This window comes from Nocardioides sp. L-11A, from assembly GCA_029961745.1.
Classification (GTDB): Bacteria; Actinomycetota; Actinomycetes; order Propionibacteriales; family Nocardioidaceae; genus Nocardioides.
Window position 1 is genome coordinate 2,919,232 of sequence record CP124680.1, and the last position, 16,348, is coordinate 2,935,579.

17 protein-coding genes are annotated in these 16,348 nt (G+C 71.1%); 15 read left to right on the forward strand and 2 right to left on the reverse strand.

The features are described from left to right. Nucleotides 1-22 precede the first annotated feature (22 nt). Both QJ852_13930 and QJ852_13935 read left to right on the forward strand, forming a co-directional pair. Complete coding sequence (locus tag QJ852_13930; GenBank protein WGX94253.1) at nucleotides 23-1,477, forward strand: PLP-dependent aminotransferase family protein; 1,455 nt, start codon at nucleotides 23-25, stop codon at nucleotides 1,475-1,477. Nucleotides 1,478-1,487: 10 nt separating this feature from the next. Beyond that, nucleotides 1,488-2,135: an HAD family hydrolase gene (locus QJ852_13935; GenBank protein WGX94254.1), complete on the forward strand. Its 648-nt coding sequence runs from the start codon at nucleotides 1,488-1,490 to the stop codon at nucleotides 2,133-2,135. On the opposite strand, the gene QJ852_13940 is transcribed toward QJ852_13935, so the two are convergent. Next, nucleotides 2,104-3,048 (reverse strand): RecB family exonuclease, encoded by a 945-nt coding sequence (locus QJ852_13940; GenBank protein WGX94255.1) that lies wholly within the window; start codon nucleotides 3,046-3,048, stop codon nucleotides 2,104-2,106. The genes QJ852_13935 and QJ852_13940 overlap by 32 nt on opposite strands. Before the next feature lie 85 nt (nucleotides 3,049-3,133). Here QJ852_13940 and QJ852_13945 point away from each other — a divergent pair, with 85 nt between their 5' ends. The 4 genes from QJ852_13945 (at nucleotide 3,134) to QJ852_13960 (ending at nucleotide 7,318) form a co-directional block, all read left to right on the forward strand. Further along, nucleotides 3,134-4,264: a M50 family metallopeptidase gene (locus QJ852_13945; GenBank protein WGX94256.1), complete on the forward strand. Its 1,131-nt coding sequence runs from the start codon at nucleotides 3,134-3,136 to the stop codon at nucleotides 4,262-4,264. A 41-nt stretch (nucleotides 4,265-4,305) separates the two neighbouring features. Continuing rightward, a complete protein-coding gene (locus tag QJ852_13950; protein WGX94257.1) occupies nucleotides 4,306-5,259 on the forward strand; it encodes a tRNA (adenine-N1)-methyltransferase in 954 nt (317 codons plus the stop codon). Nucleotides 5,260-5,409: 150 nt separating this feature from the next. Further along, nucleotides 5,410-7,173: a proteasome ATPase gene (arc, locus tag QJ852_13955; GenBank protein WGX94258.1), complete on the forward strand. Its 1,764-nt coding sequence runs from the start codon at nucleotides 5,410-5,412 to the stop codon at nucleotides 7,171-7,173. Between the two features lie 7 nt (nucleotides 7,174-7,180). Next, nucleotides 7,181-7,318: a hypothetical protein gene (locus tag QJ852_13960; protein WGX94259.1), complete on the forward strand. Its 138-nt coding sequence runs from the start codon at nucleotides 7,181-7,183 to the stop codon at nucleotides 7,316-7,318. 49 nt (nucleotides 7,319-7,367) lie between these two features. Here the strand turns inward: QJ852_13960 and QJ852_13965 are convergent, their stop codons facing one another. Beyond that, nucleotides 7,368-8,135: a DUF1206 domain-containing protein gene (locus tag QJ852_13965; GenBank protein WGX94260.1), complete on the reverse strand. Its 768-nt coding sequence runs from the start codon at nucleotides 8,133-8,135 to the stop codon at nucleotides 7,368-7,370. Nucleotides 8,136-8,201: 66 nt separating this feature from the next. On the opposite strand from QJ852_13965, the gene dop reads away from it, so the two are divergent. From dop to QJ852_14010, 9 genes are all read left to right on the forward strand, one after another. After that, nucleotides 8,202-9,710: a depupylase/deamidase Dop gene (gene dop, locus QJ852_13970; protein ID WGX94261.1), complete on the forward strand. Its 1,509-nt coding sequence runs from the start codon at nucleotides 8,202-8,204 to the stop codon at nucleotides 9,708-9,710. Nucleotides 9,711-9,727: 17 nt separating this feature from the next. Further along, a complete protein-coding gene (locus tag QJ852_13975; GenBank protein WGX94262.1) occupies nucleotides 9,728-9,925 on the forward strand; it encodes a ubiquitin-like protein Pup in 198 nt (65 codons plus the stop codon). Nucleotides 9,926-9,931: 6 nt separating this feature from the next. Beyond that, nucleotides 9,932-10,786: a proteasome subunit beta gene (gene prcB, locus QJ852_13980; protein WGX94263.1), complete on the forward strand. Its 855-nt coding sequence runs from the start codon at nucleotides 9,932-9,934 to the stop codon at nucleotides 10,784-10,786. A 1-nt stretch (nucleotide 10,787) separates the two neighbouring features. Further along, on the forward strand, nucleotides 10,788-11,597 hold the full coding sequence (gene prcA, locus QJ852_13985; protein ID WGX94264.1) for a proteasome subunit alpha: 810 nt from the start codon (nucleotides 10,788-10,790) through the stop codon (nucleotides 11,595-11,597). Between the two features lie 184 nt (nucleotides 11,598-11,781). Then, nucleotides 11,782-12,060 carry a hypothetical protein gene (locus tag QJ852_13990; GenBank protein WGX94265.1) on the forward strand — a complete coding sequence of 93 codons (279 nt, stop codon included), beginning with the start codon at nucleotides 11,782-11,784 and terminating at the stop codon, nucleotides 12,058-12,060. Between the two features lie 53 nt (nucleotides 12,061-12,113). Beyond that, complete coding sequence (locus tag QJ852_13995) at nucleotides 12,114-12,743, forward strand: hypothetical protein (protein ID WGX94266.1); 630 nt, start codon at nucleotides 12,114-12,116, stop codon at nucleotides 12,741-12,743. 93 nt (nucleotides 12,744-12,836) lie between these two features. Further along, the gene (pafA, locus tag QJ852_14000; GenBank protein WGX94267.1) at nucleotides 12,837-14,198 is read left to right on the forward strand and encodes a Pup--protein ligase; all 1,362 of its coding nucleotides are present in this window, start codon (nucleotides 12,837-12,839) and stop codon (nucleotides 14,196-14,198) included. 40 nt (nucleotides 14,199-14,238) lie between these two features. Further along, nucleotides 14,239-15,333: an FKBP-type peptidyl-prolyl cis-trans isomerase gene (locus QJ852_14005; GenBank protein ID WGX99464.1), complete on the forward strand. Its 1,095-nt coding sequence runs from the start codon at nucleotides 14,239-14,241 to the stop codon at nucleotides 15,331-15,333. Beyond that, a complete protein-coding gene (locus tag QJ852_14010; protein WGX94268.1) occupies nucleotides 15,314-16,276 on the forward strand; it encodes a WYL domain-containing protein in 963 nt (320 codons plus the stop codon). Before QJ852_14005 ends, QJ852_14010 begins: the two co-directional genes overlap by 20 nt. Nucleotides 16,277-16,348 lie beyond the last annotated feature (72 nt).

Genomic DNA, 16,348 nt, shown 5'->3' on the forward strand with positions numbered 1-16,348 from the left:
ACCCGGGCCAATGGAGGCGCAAGTGGATCGTTTTCGCGACCCCGACGAGCTGGTCCGCGTCGTCGGCGACCGGATGTCGAGCCGCGGCGCGCTCTACCGACAGCTGGCCGCGGCGCTCGCCGACGCGATCAGCGCGGGCGAGCTGGTGGCCGGCGACCGGCTGCCGTCCGAACGGGACCTCGCCCGCGCGCTGCACCTGAGCCGGGCCACCGTGGTGGCGGCGTACGACGAGCTGCGGGGGCGCGGCCTCGTCGAGAGCAGGCAGGGGAGCGGCAGCCGGGTGGCCGCGCCCGACGACCGGGGTCCGGCGGCCGTGACGCGCCGGCTCCGGCGGGGCCTGTCCGCGGAGGCGGTCCGGCGGCTCGACGAGACGCCCGACGGGCTGATCTCGATGCGGCACGCCGTCGAGCCCGGCGACCCGCGGATCGCCTCGGCCGTGGCGGAGGTCGTCGAGGAGGACCTGCCGACGCTGCTCGACGAGATCGGCTACACGCCGCGCGGCCTGCCGGCACTGCGCACGGCGCTCGCGGAGCACCACACCCGCCTCGGCCTCGCCACGACCCCGGACCAGATCCTGGTCACCACCGGCACCCAGCAGGCCCTGTCCCTGGTGGCACAGCTGCTCCTCGAGCGCGGGGCGACCGTCGCGGTCGAGTCACCCAGCTGGCCGGGATGCTTCGACACGTTCAGCGCGGTCGGCGCGCGGATGGTCGGCGTGGGGCTGGACGAGGAGGGCCCGCGGGTCGACCTGCTGCGCGCCGCCCTGGCGCAGCAGCCGGTGTCGGCGCTGTTCGTGATGCCCACCTTCCACAACCCGACCGGCCTGCTGACCTCGGCCGCGCGCCGCCGCGCCGTGGCCCGGGTCGCGGCCGAGCACGGCCTCGCGATCGTCGAGGACCACGGCTACTCGACGCCCCTGACCGCGGCCGGGCCGCTCCCGCCCCCGATCGCGGCGTACGCCCCGCGGGCCGGGCGGGTCTTCACCGTCGGCTCCCTGTCGAAGTCGCTGTGGGCCGGACTGCGGCTGGGCTGGGTCCGCGCGAGCGCGGCCGACATCGACCGCCTCGGCTACCTGAAGGCCAATGCCGACATGGGCACCCCGCTGCTCGACCAGGCCGTCGCCACCCGCCTGCTGCCCGATCTCGCTGGGCTGGTCGAGGACCGGACGGCCGCCGCCCTCGACCGTCTCGCCCACGCCACCACCCTCCTGCGCGAGCGGCTGCCGGACTGGACCTGGCGGGCGCCCGACGGTGGCACGGCGCTGTGGATCCGGCTGCCCGGGTACGACGCCGGCGTACTCGCCCGGGTCGCCCTGCGGCACGGCGTCGAGGTCACGCCGGGCCGGGAGACCGATCTCACCGGCGCCTGGGACGACCACCTCCGGCTGCCGTTCACCTTCGAGCCGACGCTGATGGCCGAGGCGGTACGGCGACTGGCGGCCGCCGCGGATGAGCTCAGCGGGCACTCCGGCTCCTAGGCTGGACGCCGTGACCCTCCCAGCCGCCGTCTTGTGGGACATGGACGGAACCCTCGTCGACACCGAGCCGTACTGGATGGCCACCGAGGAGGCCATCGCCGAGGAGCACGGCGGCACCTGGACCCACGCCGACGCCATGCACCTGGTCGGCAACGACCTGCTCGTCTCGGGGGAGTACATCAAGGCCAAGCTGGGCCTGGCCCAGTCGGCCGAGGAGGTCGTCGAGATGCTGCTCGACGGCGTCGTCGCGCAGGTCCGGCACGCCGTGCCGTGGTGCCCGGGCTCCCGCGAGCTGCTCCTCGCGCTGCACGAGGCCGGTGTGCCGTGCGCGCTGGTGACCATGTCCTACCAGCGCTTCGTCGCCCCGATCCTCGAGCACCTGCCGCCCGAGACCTTCCGGGTGATCGTCACCGGAGACATGGTCGACAACGGCAAGCCGCACCCGGAGGCCTATCTCACCGCTGCAGCCGCACTCGGGGTCGACCCGGCCGACTGCGTCGCCGTCGAGGACTCGCCGACCGGCGCCACCTCCGCCGAGGCCGCGGGCTGCCGGGTCCTCGTCGTCCCGAACCACGTGCCGGTGCCGCCGGGGCCCGCGCGGGTGTTCCGGGAGAGCCTGGAGGGGCTCACTCCCGCGGATCTGGGCTCACTGCGCTGACCGGCTCCGGATCGTCCGCAGCGGACCGGGGCCCCCGGGACTCGCGGGGCTCGGGGTAGGGAGGCGGGGTGCCGCCGTAGGCCGGGCAGATCGCCTGGTGGACGCACCAGCGGCAGCCGGCGCCCTTGCGCGCCTCGAACTCCCGACGCTCGGTGGCCGCCCGGATCGCGTCCCAGACCGCCAGCACCTTGCGCTCGGTGGCCAGCAGGTCCCGCTCGTCGGGCTCGTAGCGCAGCACCTCGCTGTTGCCGAGGTAGACCAGCTGGAGCATGCGCGGCACGACGCCGCGCATGCGCCACAGGACGAGCGCGTAGAACTTCAGCTGGAACAGCGCTTTGCCCTCGAACATCTCGTGGGGCGAGGGGCCCGTCTTGTAGTCGCAGATCCGGATCGCGCCGTCGGGCGCGACGTCGACCCGGTCGATGACGCCGCGCAGCAGCAGCTTGGCATCGGTGAGCGTCTCGACGTACAGCTCCCGCTCGGCGGGCTCGAGCCGGGTCGGGTCCTCGAGGTCGAAGTACTTCGCGAGGGTCTCGTGGCACGACGCCAGCCACTCCGCGATCTCGGGGCCGTCGACGGGGAACATCGAGCTGACCGCCGGCTCGATCTCCTGCAGCTCCGCCCAGGCGGGAGCGAGCAGCCCGTCGGCCCGCTCCGGGGTGCGCTCGTCGGCCGGCAGATCGAAGAGCTGCTCCAGCACGCGGTGGATCACCGTGCCGCGCACGGCGGCGGGCGAGGGCGGCTCGGGGAGCCGGTCGACACTGCGGAAGCGGTAGAGCAGGGGGCAGTTCAGGAAGTCGCCGACCCGGGACGGCGACAACGCACCCAGCACGTCGACGCCGTCGACGCGGGTGCCCCCGCGCTCGGACGGGTCGGCCGGCTCGATGCCGGCGGCGGAGGTGGTGGTCGTCATGGCAGCGACAGTAGGCCAGCCCTCCGACAACCGGGCGGTGGCCACCGCCGCCGGCGTGCAGCCGGATCCCGGATAGCCTCGGTACGTGTCCGGCCCCCAGCGTCCCGCCCCCGAGCCCGCGCCGCTGCCCCGGGGCATGTTCCGGATCGGCCGGATCGCCGGCAGCGACGTGCTGGTGTCGAGCTCGTGGTTCCTCATCGCCGGGCTGATCGCACTCATCATGGGCCCACGCGTGGACCAGGTGCAGCCGGGGCTCGGCGGCTGGAAGTACGTCGTCGGCGTCGCCTTCGCGATCGCGCTCTACCTCGCCGTGCTCCTCCACGAGGCCTCTCACGCCGTCGTGGCCCGCCGGTTCGGGTTCACGGTGCACTCGATCACCCTCCACTTCCTCGGCGGCGCGACCGCGATCGAGGGGGAGGCCCGCCGTCCGAGGCAGGAGTTCTGGATCGCCGTGGTCGGCCCCCTGACCTCGCTCGCCGTCGGCGCGGCAGCGCTCGCGCTGTGGTTCGTGACGCCGAGCGGCCTGCTGCTCCTGGTGATCGAGGGCCTGGCCGGCGCGAACCTGATGATCGGGGTCCTCAACCTGGTCCCCGGGCTCCCGCTCGACGGCGGCCGGGTCCTCAAGGCCGGCGTCTGGGCGCTCACCGGCCAGGCGCACACCGGCACCACGGTCGCCGCCTGGAGCGGACGCGGCGTCGCCGTGCTGGTCGCCGCCGTCGCCCTGTGGTGGTCCTTCGGCGGCGCGGTGTTCAACCCTCTCGTGCTGCTCGTCGTCGCCCTGTTCCTGTGGACCGGCGCCAGCCAGGCGCTGACCGTGGCCGGCATCACCCGCCAGTTCAGCGGCATCGTCGCCAGCGACCTGGCCCGCCGCGCCCTGGCCGTGCCGGACGACGTGCCCCTGGCGGAGGCGCTGCGGCGCGCGCAGGAGGCCGGCGCGGGGAGCATCATCACCACCACGGCCGACGGCCGCCCGATCGGCGTGGTCGACGAGAGCGCCGCGCGCGCCGTACCGGCCGAGCGGACGCCGTGGGTCGCGGTCGCCACCGTCGCCCGCACGCTCGAGCCCGGGCTGACCCTGCCGATGCGGATCACCGGCCCAGCGCTGCTCGACACGGTCCGGAGCACGCCCGCCTCCGAGTACGTCCTGCTCGACGACGACGGCCGCGTGTACGGCGTCCTGGCCGCGACCGACCTGATCCGCGCCGTCCGACGCTGAGCCGATTCAGACCGGGCGGCCGGTGCCGATAGATTGCGCCGGTGACCGATGCGCCCCTCAGCCACGCCGGCGACGTTCCCTCCGATGCCTGGTCGGGCGTCCACCGCGGCCCGCTGCGGGTCGGTGAGTGGGTCCGCCTCGTCGACGGCAAGGGCCGCAAGCACAACTTCGAGCTCACCGCGGGCAAGCGCTTCTTCTCCAACAAGGGCCACCTCGAGCACGACGAGCTGATCGGTCGCGAGGAGGGCTTCACGGTGACGTCGTCGGCGGGCGGCGAGTACCTCGTGTTCCGACCGCTGCTCTCCGAGTTCGTCGTCTCCATGCCGCGCGGCGCCGCGGTGGTCTACCCGAAGGACTCCGCCCAGATCGTGGCGATGGCCGACATCTTCCCCGGCGCCCATGTCGTCGAGGCCGGCGTCGGCTCCGGCGCCCTCACCTGCTCGCTGCTGCGCGCCGTCGGGCCGCACGGCCGCGTCTCGTCGTACGAGCGGCGCGAGGAGTTCGCCGACGTCGCGCGGCGCAATGTCACCCAGTTCTTCGGCGGCGAGCACCCCGCGTGGCGGCTGACGCTCGGCGATCTCGCCGAGGAGCTGCCGGCGTCGGGCGAGCGCTGTGACCGGATCATCCTCGACATGCTCGCCCCCTGGGACTGCCTCGACGCCGCTGCCGACGCGCTGCTGCCCGGCGGCATCGTGTGCGCCTACGTCGCCACCACCACGCAGCTGTCGAAGTTCGTCGAGGCCGTACGGGTCCACGGCGGGTTCACCGAGCCGACGCCGTGGGAATCGCTCGTGCGCGACTGGCACGTCGAGGGGCTCGCGGTGCGTCCCGGGCACAAGATGATCGGACACACCGCCTTCCTCGTCACCGCCCGCCGGATGGCTCCCGGCGAGCGCGCGCCACTCAAGAAGCGCCGGCCGGCGCCCGGCGCCTACGGACCGGACTACACCGGGCCCCGCCCGCCCGGTGTCCCCGACACGCCCGCCGACGGCTGAGCCGGCCCGGCCCGATGGGGTGCTCCGGGCGCTGCGGTTTGGTCCCAAACCGCAACAATTCCGGCCCCAGACATGGTGTTTGTGCCCAAACGGCGTTAATCACTTCCCTGTAACACCGGCCCGAGTAGTGTCGGATCCAGGAGGTGTGCCATGACGAGCATGGGAGAAGGCACGACAGGCGGACACCGTTCCCCGAGTCGTGAGGAGCTCGAGGACCAGGTGCGTTACCTCGAGGAGGAGATCCACGATCTGCGCCGCCGCCTGGTCGACACCCCGACCGGCGCCGCCCGGAGCCTGGAGTCCCGGCTGGCCGAGGCCCAGCGGTCCCTCGCCGCGGTGACGGCCCAGAACGAGCGCCTCGCGGGCACCCTGCGCGACGCGCGCGACCAGATCCTCAAGCTCAAGGAGGAGGTCGACCGGCTGGCCCAGCCGCCGGCCGGCTTCGGGACCTTCCTGCAGCGCAACGAGGATGACACGGTCGACGTCTTCACCGGCGGCCGCAAGCTCCGCGTGAGCGTCAGCCCCGCCGTCGAGCTCGACGAGCTGCGTCGCGGCCAGGAGGTCATGCTCAACGAGGCGCTCAACGTGGTCGCCGCGTTCGCGTACGAGACGGTCGGCGAGGTCGTCATGTTCAAGGAGCTGCTCGCCGACGGCGAGCGGGTCCTGGTGATCGCCAACGCCGACGAGGAGCGCGTGGTCCGCCTCGCCGACCCGCTCCTCGGCGAGACCCTGCGCGCCGGCGACTCGCTGCTGCTCGACTCCCGCGCCGGCTACGTCTACGAGCGGGTCCCGAAGTCGGAGGTCGAGGAGCTGGTCCTCGAGGAGGTCCCCGACATCACCTACGAGACCATCGGCGGTCTGGGCAACCAGATCGAGATGATCCAGGACGCCGTCGAGCTTCCCTACCTCTACCCCGAGCTGTTCGCCGAGCACGAGCTCAAGCCGCCCAAGGGGATCCTGCTCTACGGTCCGCCGGGCTGCGGCAAGACCCTCATCGCGAAGGCCGTCGCCAATTCGCTGGCCAAGAAGGTCGCGGCCAAGACCGGCCAGGAGGGGAAGTCGTACTTCCTCAACATCAAGGGACCCGAGCTCCTCAACAAGTACGTCGGCGAGACCGAGCGCCACATCCGGCTGGTGTTCCAGCGCGCCCGTGAGAAGGCGAGCACCGGTACGCCGGTCATCGTGTTCTTCGACGAGATGGACTCGCTCTTCCGCACCCGCGGCTCGGGGGTGTCCTCCGACGTGGAGAACACCATCGTCCCGCAGCTGCTCAGCGAGATCGACGGCGTGGAGCTGCTGGAGAACGTCCTGGTCATCGGCGCCTCCAACCGCGAGGACATGATCGACCCGGCGATCCTGCGACCCGGGCGACTGGACGTGAAGATCAAGATCGAGCGTCCTGACGCCGAGTCGGCCCGCGACATCTTCAGCAAGTACCTCACCGCCAATCTGCCGCTGCACGCCGACGACCTCGCCGAGTTCGGCGGCGACCGCGGGGCCACCGTGACCGGCATGATCCGGGCCGCCGTCGAGCGGATGTACTCCGAGACCGAGGAGAACCGGTTCCTCGAGGTGACCTACGCCAACGGCGACAAGGAAGTCCTGTACTTCAAGGACTTCAACTCCGGCGCGATGATCCAGAACATCGTCGACAGGTCGAAGAAGATGGCGATCAAGGACTTCCTCGAGCACGAGCAGAAGGGCCTGCGGGTCTCCCACCTGCTCCAGGCGTGCGTGGACGAGTTCAAGGAGAACGAGGACCTGCCCAACACGACCAACCCCGACGACTGGGCGCGGATCTCCGGCAAGAAGGGCGAGCGGATCGTGTTCATCCGCACGCTCATCACGGGCAAGCAGGGCACCGAGCCGGGCCGGTCGATCGACACGGTCAACGACACGGGGCAGTACCTCTGACGCCCGCTTGGCCCCCTCGCTAGGGTGGGCCACGTCCCCCAACGTCCCCTTCCGACAGGAGCCCCCCGTGGTCAAGAAGCTCATCATCGTCGCCCTCGTCGCGCTCGGCGTCACCGCCGCCGTCAAGGTCGCCAAGGGTCGCTGACCTCTTCGCGTCGACGGGCCCCGCACCACTCGGTGCGGGGCCCGTGACGTCATCTGCCGCGCAGGTACCAGGCCCGGGCCACCTGGTAGGCGCCGTAGCAGGCGAGTCCGACCGCCACGGCGAGGATCACCCAGCGCCCGTACGGCTCGTCTCGGAACCGCACGATGGCCTGGTCCAGGCCGCCCGACTTGCTCGGGTCGTGGGTGACGCCCGCCCACGCGAACAGCCCGCCGATCACGGCGAAGGCCGCGCCCCGGCTCAGGTAGCCGGCCCGTGCCAGCACGGTGATCAGAGCACCGGTGGGACCGGTGCGACCGTCCACCTCGAGGTCCTCCCGCCAACGGTCGCCGATCCCCTTGAGCGCGCTCGCCGCCCCGACGCCCAGGATGACGACGCCGAGCGCGACGACGATGACGGGGCCGACCGGCAGGCCCAGCAGCGCCACCGTCACGCCCTGCGGCGTCCGCCGCCCACCGCCCCCATCACCGAGCGCGGAGCGGACCGCCAGGACGGCGAGGACGCCCAGCACGACGCTGCGTCCACCGCAGGCGGCGCGGGCGGGCCACTCGTCCGTCCCCCGGACGAAGCGGATCGCCTGTTCGAGCGCCAGGCCCGCCAGGCCGACGGCGACCAGCCACAAGGCGATCCGGCCGACCGGATCCTGGGCGAGCTGTTGGAACGCGCCCTGGCCCGACGGCGTGCCGTGCCGGTCCCCGAGGGCCAGCGCTACGGCGAGCCACGCGACGAGGCCGTAGACGATCCCGTAGGCCACCCGCCCGGCGCGGGCCAGCCGGTCGAGCAGCGGGTGATCCTCCATGTGTGCGGAGGTACCCCGTCGCGGCGGGGCGATGCCGCGGCGTCGCCGTACCCGTAGGCTGGACGCATGAGCGTGCGCCGCGTGATGGGCACCGAGGTGGAGTACGGCATCTCGGTCCAGGGCCAGCCGACCGCCAACCCGATGGTGGCCTCCTCCCAGATCGTCAACGCGTACGCCACGGCCACCGTGCGTGCCCGTCGCGCGCGCTGGGACTTCGAGGAGGAGTCGCCGCTGCGCGACGCCCGCGGCTTCGACATGTCGCGACAGGTCGCCGACCCGAGCCAGCTCACCGACGAGGACCTGGGCCTCGCCAACGTCATCCTCACCAACGGCGCCCGGCTCTACGTCGACCACGCCCACCCGGAGTACTCCACGCCCGAGGTCGTCACCCCGCTCGACGTGGTCCGCTGGGACAAGGCGGGGGAGCAGGTCATGCTCGACGCCGCCCGGCGCGCGCAGCAGCTGCCCGGCAACCCCGCGATCGTGCTCTACAAGAACAACACCGACAACAAGGGCGCCTCCTACGGCGCGCACGAGAACTACCTCATGCGTCGCTCGACCCCCTTCGCCGACATCGTGCGGCACCTGACCCCGTTCTTCGTGAGCCGGCAGGTGTTCTGCGGCGCCGGAAGGGTCGGCAAGGGCCAGGACGGTCGCGACCACGGGTTCCAGATCAGCCAGCGCGCCGACTTCTTCGAGGTCGAGGTCGGGCTGGAGACGACGCTCAAGCGCCCGATCATCAACACCCGCGACGAGCCGCACGCCGACCCGGAGAAGTACCGCCGGCTCCACGTCATCATCGGCGACGCCAACCTCGCCGAGATCGCGACGTACCTCAAGGTCGGCACGACCTCGCTGGTCCTGGCGATGATCGAGGACCGCTTCATCGGCCGCGACCTGGCCGTCGACACGCCGGTCGCCGCGCTCCGGGCCGTGTCCCATGACCCGACCCTGCGCCAGACCGTGACGATGGCCGACGGGCGGCGGCTGACCGGCATCCAGCTGCAACTGGAGTACCTCGACCTGGCGAAGAAATACGTCGAGGACCGGTACGGCGCCGACGCCGACGCCCAGACCGTCGACGTCCTGGCCCGGTGGGAGGACGTGCTGGCCCGCCTCGAGTCCGACCCGATGTCGCTGGCCGACCAGCTCGACTGGGTCGCCAAGCTCAAGCTGATCGAGCAGTACCGCTCGCGCGACGCGCTGGCCTGGGACGACGCGAAGCTCCAGCTCATCGACTACCAATACTCCGACATCCGGCCGGAGAAGGGCCTCTACCACCGGCTCGTCGGCGCGGGACGCATCCAGCGGCTGCTGTCCGACGACGAGGTGGACCGGGCGATGACGAACCCGCCCGAGGAGACCCGCGCGTACTTCCGGGGCCGCTGCCTGGAGAAGTACGCCCCCGACATCGCCGCCGCATCCTGGGACTCGGTGATCTTCGACCTGCCGGGACGCGAGTCGCTCCAGCGGGTTCCGACGATCGACCCGCTGCGCGGCAGCAGGGCCCACGTCGGCGAGCTGATCGACCGGTGTGCGACGGCTGACGAACTCGTCCGCGCGCTCAGCCGCTAGGTGGATAGGCTGGAGCCATGGCCCAGGAGCAGAAGCAGCCGCGCAAGTCCGACGAGACGGAGGAGACGACCGAGGTCGCTCCCGAGTCCGACGTGGCCGAGCGCAAGGAGGCCCTCGACGACGACGTCGACGCGATCCTCGATGAGATCGACGACGTCCTCGAGACCAACGCCGAGGACTTCGTGAAGTCGTTCATCCAGAAGGGCGGCGAGTAGTCCCCGATGAACGACGCGCGCATCCCGGGTGCCTTCCTGCGCCCCGGGACCTCCTCCTTCAGCGACTTCCTGGCCGAGAACGCCCCCGACCTGCTGCCGGCGCGCCGCTCGATGCCCGCCGGTACGACGGGCGCCGGGGATCTCGCTCCCCACGGCACGACCATCGTCGCGGTGACCTTCCCCGGCGGCCTGGTGATGGCCGGTGACCGCCGCGCCACCATGGGCAACGTGATCGCCCAGCGCGACATCCAGAAGGTCTTCCCCGCCGACGAGTACTCCGTGGTCGGCATCGCCGGCACCGCGGGCCTCGCCGTCGAGATGGTCCGGCTGTTCCAGGTCGAGCTCGAGCACTACGAGAAGATCGAGGGCTCGCTGCTCTCGCTCGACGGCAAGGCGAACCGCCTCTCGGCGCTCATCCGGGCCAACCTCGGCATGGCGATGCAGGGCCTCGCCGTCGTCCCCATGTTCGCCGGCTACGACCTCGACAGCGGCGCCGGTCGGATCTTCGGGTACGACGTCACGGGCGGCCGCCACGAGGAGGCCTCCTTCTTCACCGTCGGCTCCGGGTCGCTGTTCGCCCGCGGCGCGCTGAAGAAGCTCTACCGCGACGACCTGTCCGCCGACGACGCCGTCCGGGTGTGCCTCCAGGCTCTCTACGACGCGGCCGACGACGACTCAGCGACCGGCGGCCCCGACCTGACCCGCCGGATCTTCCCGATCGTTTGGGTCGTGACCGCCGACGGCGCCGTCCAGCTCGACGAGGCCGCCATCGGCGCGCTCGCCGACCAGGTCGTGGCCGCCCGGATGGATCGCCCCGACGGACCGCTCGCACCCCTGCCCGGCGCGGGGGAGGAGGCCTGAGATGAGCACCCCCTTCTACGTCTCGCCCGAGCAGCTGATGAAGGACCGGGCGGACTTCGCCCGCAAGGGCATCGCCCGCGGCCGGTCCCTCGCGGCGGTGCAGTACGCCGACGGCGTACTCCTCGTCACCGAGAACCCCTCCCAGGCCCTGCACAAGGTCTCCGAGCTCTACGACCGGCTCGCGTTCGCCGCGGTCGGCCGCTACAACGAGTTCGAGAACCTCCGCATCGCCGGTGTCCGACTCGCCGACATGCGCGGCTACTCCTACGACCGCCGCGATGTGACCGGTCGCGGCCTCGCCAACGCCTACGCCCAGACCCTCGGCACCATCTTCTCCTCGGGCGGCGAGAAGCCGTACGAGGTGGAGATCTTCGTCGCCGAGGTCGGCGCGACGGCCGCCGACGACCAGATCTACCGGCTCACCTACGAGGGACGGGTGGCCGACGAGCACGGCTTCGCGGTCATGGGCGGCGACGCCGACACGGTGTCGTCCTACCTCAAGGAGCACTACGCCGACGGCGCCTCCCTCGACGCCGCCCTGCAGGTCGCCGTCGCGGCGCTGGGCCATTCCTCCGACGGTGGACAGGTCCAGGACCGGGTCATCCCCGTCGATGACCTGGAGGTCGCCGTCCTCGACCGGACCCGCACCCAGCCCCGGAAGTTCCGCCGCATCCTCCCCGCCCGCCTCGCCGAGCTGCTCGGTGACCGCGGCCCCGCCGAGACGGCTCCCGAGCAGCACAGCTCCGAGACGCCGGCAGGCGAGTCGTCCGAGTCGGGCGGAGCCGAGCCTCCCGTCGCCCCACCGCTCTGACCCGACCTGTGGACTGTTGTTGGTGCGGTTTGGTCCCAAACCGCACCAACAACGGCCTCAGACATGCAGTTTGTGCCCAAACGGTGGCCTCGCCTCGACCGGTCGGCGACTGTCGCCGGACGGGTATCCACAGCCGAACAAAGGGCACTTGCTCCCGCCTCCGCGTACGTCGAGTCTGGGCGTCATGCAGATCGGACCGGACGGCGCCATTCGTGGCGAGGTGCGCACATCTGGACATCAACGTGTCGCGCACGGCCTGTACCGGCTGGAGACACCGGAGCTTGCGCCGTGGGAGAACTTCCTACGCGACCTGGGCGCGTTGCGTCTCGTGCTTCCCGACGACGCCGTCTTCACGCACGCGACGGCGGCGCGTCTTCTCGGCTGGCAACTTCCCGCGCTGCCCGAGCAGGTGCCCTACTTCGCTGCGGTCAGGGGAGCGAACCGTCCCGGCGACCCGGCCTGATCTGCTCGCGACTGGTCCATGACTCTGAGGCACGCATGGTCCACGGTCTGCCGGTGGATGAGCCGGCCGAGATCTTGCTGCGCGCCGCACGTGATCTCGGGAATCTCGACCTCGCCATCATGGTCGACTCGGCGGTGCGGCTCGGGCACGTGACGGATAGCGACGTTCAGGAAATCCTCGCGTCCAAGCGACCCGGAGTCCGACGGCTCCGTGACGTGTGGCTGAGCCGCAACGAAGGCGCAGAATCGGCCGGCGAGACGCTGCTCCACAGGTTCCATCAGGTTCTGGACGTGCCGACCGAGTCACAGGTCGAGATCGTTGACGACCAGGGGCGTTTCGTCTGTCGAGCCGATCTGCTCGTCGTCGGAACGACGAGCATCCACGAGTACGACGGCGCGGTACACCGCGACAAGCACGCTCATCGGCGCGACCTGCGGCGCGAGCGGGCCCTCACGCGCACGCCGTACGTCCGCCGCGGCTACACCCTGGACGACCTCCTCAACCATCCCGCAGTGCTGATGCATGAGCTCGACCGGCTTCTCGAGCGTCCGCACAAGGCCGGGAGGCTCCGCGCCTGGCGAGCGCTGATCGGTGACTCCCTCTATTCCGACACGGGGCGGTCGCGGGTGATGAACCGCTGGTACCGCTCCACCAACCCCGTCGATTGGGCAAGAACCGCATGACTTCGGCCGAGAATGTTGCGGTTTGGGACCAAACCGCGGCCACCGGCCCCGCAACCACCGCCCAGATGCCCAGCTCAGCAGTAATGTGCCTTCATGGACCGTCGGATCTTCGGGATCGAGAACGAGTACGGCGTGACGTGCACGTTCCGGGGGCAGCGGAGGCTGAGTCCCGACGAGGTGGCGCGCTATCTGTTCCGCAAGGTGGTCAGCTGGGGGCGCAGCAGCAACGTGTTCCTGCGCAACGGCGCCCGCCTCTATCTCGATGTCGGCAGCCATCCGGAGTACGCGACGCCGGAGTGTGACGACATCACCGAGCTCGTGACCCACGACAAGGCGGGCGAGCGCGTCCTCGAGGGCTTGCTGCTGGACGCCGAGCAGCGGCTCCACGACGAGGGGATCGCCGGCGAGATCTACCTGTTCAAGAACAACACCGACTCGGCCGGCAACTCCTACGGCTGCCACGAGAACTACCTGGTCAGCCGGGCGGGGGAGTTCAGTCGGCTGGCCGACGTACTGATCCCGTTCCTGGTGACCCGGCAGATCATCGTCGGCGCGGGGAAGGTGACCCAGACGCCGCGCGGGACGAGCTACTCCGTCAGCCAGCGGGCCGAGCACATCTGGGAGGGCGTGAGCAGCGCGACCACCCGCAGCCGGCCGATCATCAACACCCGCGACGAGCCGCATGCCGACGCGGAGAAGTACCGCCGACTCCACGTCATCGTCGGCGACTCGAACATGAGCGAGACGACGACCATGCTCAAGGTCGCGTCCTGCGACCTGGTGCTGCGGATGATCGAGGAGGGCGTGGTGATGCGCGACCTCACGATGGAGAACCCGATCCGGGCCATCCGCGAGATCTCCCACGACGTCACCGGCCAGCGGAAGGTGCGCCTGGCCAACGGTCGGGAGGCCAGCGCACTGGAGATTCAGGGGGAGTACCTCGCCAAGGCGCGCGACTTCGTCGATCGGCGGGGGATCTCCACGCCGGTCATCGAGCGGTCCCTCGACTTGTGGGAGCGCGGCCTGAAGGCGGTCGAGTCCGATGACCTCGGCCTGGTCGATCGCGAGATCGACTGGGTCATCAAGTGGAAGCTGATCGACCGCTACCGCGCCAAGCACGGCCTGCCGCTGAGCCACCCACGGGTGGCCCAACTCGATCTCGCCTACCACGACATCCACCGCAACCGCGGGCTCTACTACCTGCTGGAGAAGCGCGGGGCCGTCGCCCGGGTGACGTCCGACCTCAAGATCTTCGAGGCGAAGTCGGTCCCGCCGCAGAACACCCGCGCCCGGCTGCGCGGCGAGTTCATCCGCCGCGCGCAGGAGCGCCGACGGGACTTCACGGTCGACTGGGTGCACCTCAAGCTCAACGACCAGGCCCAGCGGACAGTGCTCTGCAAGGACCCGTTCCGGGCGTACGACGAGCGTGTCCAGCGCCTGATCGACGGCATGTGACACGCGACTACCTGGCAGTCGGTAGGGTTTGCGCGTGCTGATGCGCCTGCGACGTCCCTCCCTGCTGTTCCTGTCGACCCTGCTGCCCGCGAGCCTGGCTCTGGCTGCCTGCGGCGGATCCGACTCCGACGAGGTCAAGGGCCTCGACGCGGTCACGATCAGCGGCCCGGTCGGCGAGTCCCCGAAGCTGGACTGGAAGGCGGTCATGACCGCCGAGAAGCCCCGGGCCAAGGTCCTCACGGAGGGCGACGGCGCCGAGCTGAAGAAGGACGACGTCGTCCGGGTCGAGTTCACCCTCGCCGACGGCTGGACCCACAAGGTCAACTTCGACAGCTACGACGCCACCTCGCTCAGCACCCTGGTCAAGGTCGGCGCCGAGAAGGAGCCGCAGACACTCACCGATCTGCTCTCCCTGGGCTTCGCCGACGAGATCAAGCCGGGCCAGAAGATCGGCAGCCGGATCGCGGTCACGGTCGGCAGCGACGTCGCCTTCGGCGGCTACCTCGGCAGCCAGGCGGCGGGCCTGCTCGCCGGACTCGACATCGGCAACGAGGACGGCCTGTTGTTCGTCGCCGACATCGTCGGCATCGCCGGCCCCGAGGGCACCGAGGCCGCCGCGCCCGCGTGGGCGCCGACGATCGTCGAGGAGGCCGGACTGCCCGCCAGCCTCGACTTCGCCGACACGCCGAAGCCGAGCGCCAAGCTCGAGGTCGCGACACTGACGGAGGGCACCGGCCCGGTCGTCGCCAAGGGGCAGACGATCCTGGTCAGCTATCTCGGCCAGATCCCGGACGGCGAGAAGCCGTTCGACTCCAGCTACGCCGAGGCCCGCGCCCTCGAGGCCGTGGTCGGCGGCAAGGACGCCTCGGTCGTCAAGGGCTGGTCCAAGGCCCTGGTCGGGCTGCCCGTCGGCAGCCGCGTCCTGCTCCAGATCCCGCCGAAGCTCGGCTACGGCAAGGAGGGCCAGGGCGAGGACATCCCCGGCAACTCGACGCTGTACTTCGTCGTCGACATCCTCGACGCTGCCGACACCAAGCCGAAGCCCGAGCCCGCCCCTGAGGCGACGCCCGAGACGACCCCTGAGGCCCCCGAGTCAGCCCCCGAGCCGAGTACGGATGCCAGCCCCGAAGAGTGAGCGCCTGCTCAACCTGCTGATCATGCTCCTGGTACAGCGCAGACCGATCGCCAAGGAGCGGATCCGCGAACTGCTGTACCCGGACTCGCGCGTCGACGCCTTCGAGAAGATGTTCGAGCGCGACAAGGACGAGCTGCGCAGTCTCGGGGTCCCCGTGGAAGTGGCGACCATCGACCCCTTCTTCGAGGACGAGGTCGGCTACCGGATCCCGCCGGAGGCCTTCGCGCTGCCCGACGTGGAGCTGACGCCCGAGGAGGCGGCGGTCGTGGGTATCGCCTCGCGGGTCTGGCAGCACGCAACCATGGCACAGGCCACGACGGACGCCGTCCGGAAGCTGACCGCATCGGGCATCGACGTCGACCTCGACGCCCTGGAGATCGCCCGCCCGCTGCTGACCGCCGAGGAACCTGCCTTCGAACGCTGCTGGATCGCGGTCTGTGAGCGCAACGCGATCGAGTTCGACTATCAGCGGCCCGACTCCGAGGCGCCCATGCGACGCCGGGTCCAGCCGTGGGGCGTGGTCCGGTATTCCGGACGCTGGTATCTCGTCGGCCACGATGCCGACCGGCAGGCCGAGCGGGTCTTCCGGCTGTCTCGGGTCCACGGCGAGGTCAGGCTCGTCGGGCCGCCGGGGGCCTACGACGTGCCCGCCGAGACCGACGTGCGCGAGATCGCCCGGCGGATGGCGCCGCCGATGCCGAACACCACCGCGGTCCTGCTCGTCCGCGACGGCGCCGGCCACGGCCTGCGGCGGGCCGCCGAGCAGATCGAGGTCGGCGTACCCGGTCCCGATGACCGTACCGGCTGGGACCGGGTCGTCCTGGTCCGTCCGACCCAGGGGCTGGCCGACGAGGTGCTCTCGCACGGGCCCGACGTGGTGATCGTCGAGCCCGTCGACGTCCGGGAGCAGGTCGTCGCGCGGCTGGCGCAGGCCGTCCCGTGACCGGTGTGAACGCTGCGGTTTGGTCCCAAACCGCAGCGACACGCCGCGACAGACTGCAGTTTGTGCCCAATC

What these genes read in the sequence shown, in the direction of transcription:
- QJ852_13940 (WGX94255.1), bottom strand. Translation starts at nt 3,048, where the DNA reads ATGACGACCACCACCTCCGCCGCCGGCATCGAGCCGGCCGACCCGTCC.
- arc (WGX94258.1), top strand. Translation starts at nt 5,410, where the DNA reads ATGACGAGCATGGGAGAAGGCACGACAGGCGGACACCGTTCCCCGAGT.
- QJ852_13965 (WGX94260.1), bottom strand. Translation starts at nt 8,135, where the DNA reads ATGGAGGATCACCCGCTGCTCGACCGGCTGGCCCGCGCCGGGCGGGTG.
- dop (WGX94261.1), top strand. Translation starts at nt 8,202, where the DNA reads ATGAGCGTGCGCCGCGTGATGGGCACCGAGGTGGAGTACGGCATCTCG.
- QJ852_13975 (WGX94262.1), top strand. Translation starts at nt 9,728, where the DNA reads ATGGCCCAGGAGCAGAAGCAGCCGCGCAAGTCCGACGAGACGGAGGAG.
- prcB (WGX94263.1), top strand. Translation starts at nt 9,932, where the DNA reads ATGAACGACGCGCGCATCCCGGGTGCCTTCCTGCGCCCCGGGACCTCC.
- prcA (WGX94264.1), top strand. Translation starts at nt 10,788, where the DNA reads ATGAGCACCCCCTTCTACGTCTCGCCCGAGCAGCTGATGAAGGACCGG.
- QJ852_13990 (WGX94265.1), top strand. Translation starts at nt 11,782, where the DNA reads ATGCAGATCGGACCGGACGGCGCCATTCGTGGCGAGGTGCGCACATCT.
- pafA (WGX94267.1), top strand. Translation starts at nt 12,837, where the DNA reads ATGGACCGTCGGATCTTCGGGATCGAGAACGAGTACGGCGTGACGTGC.
- QJ852_14005 (WGX99464.1), top strand. Translation starts at nt 14,239, where the DNA reads ATGCGCCTGCGACGTCCCTCCCTGCTGTTCCTGTCGACCCTGCTGCCC.
- QJ852_14010 (WGX94268.1), top strand. Translation starts at nt 15,314, where the DNA reads ATGCCAGCCCCGAAGAGTGAGCGCCTGCTCAACCTGCTGATCATGCTC.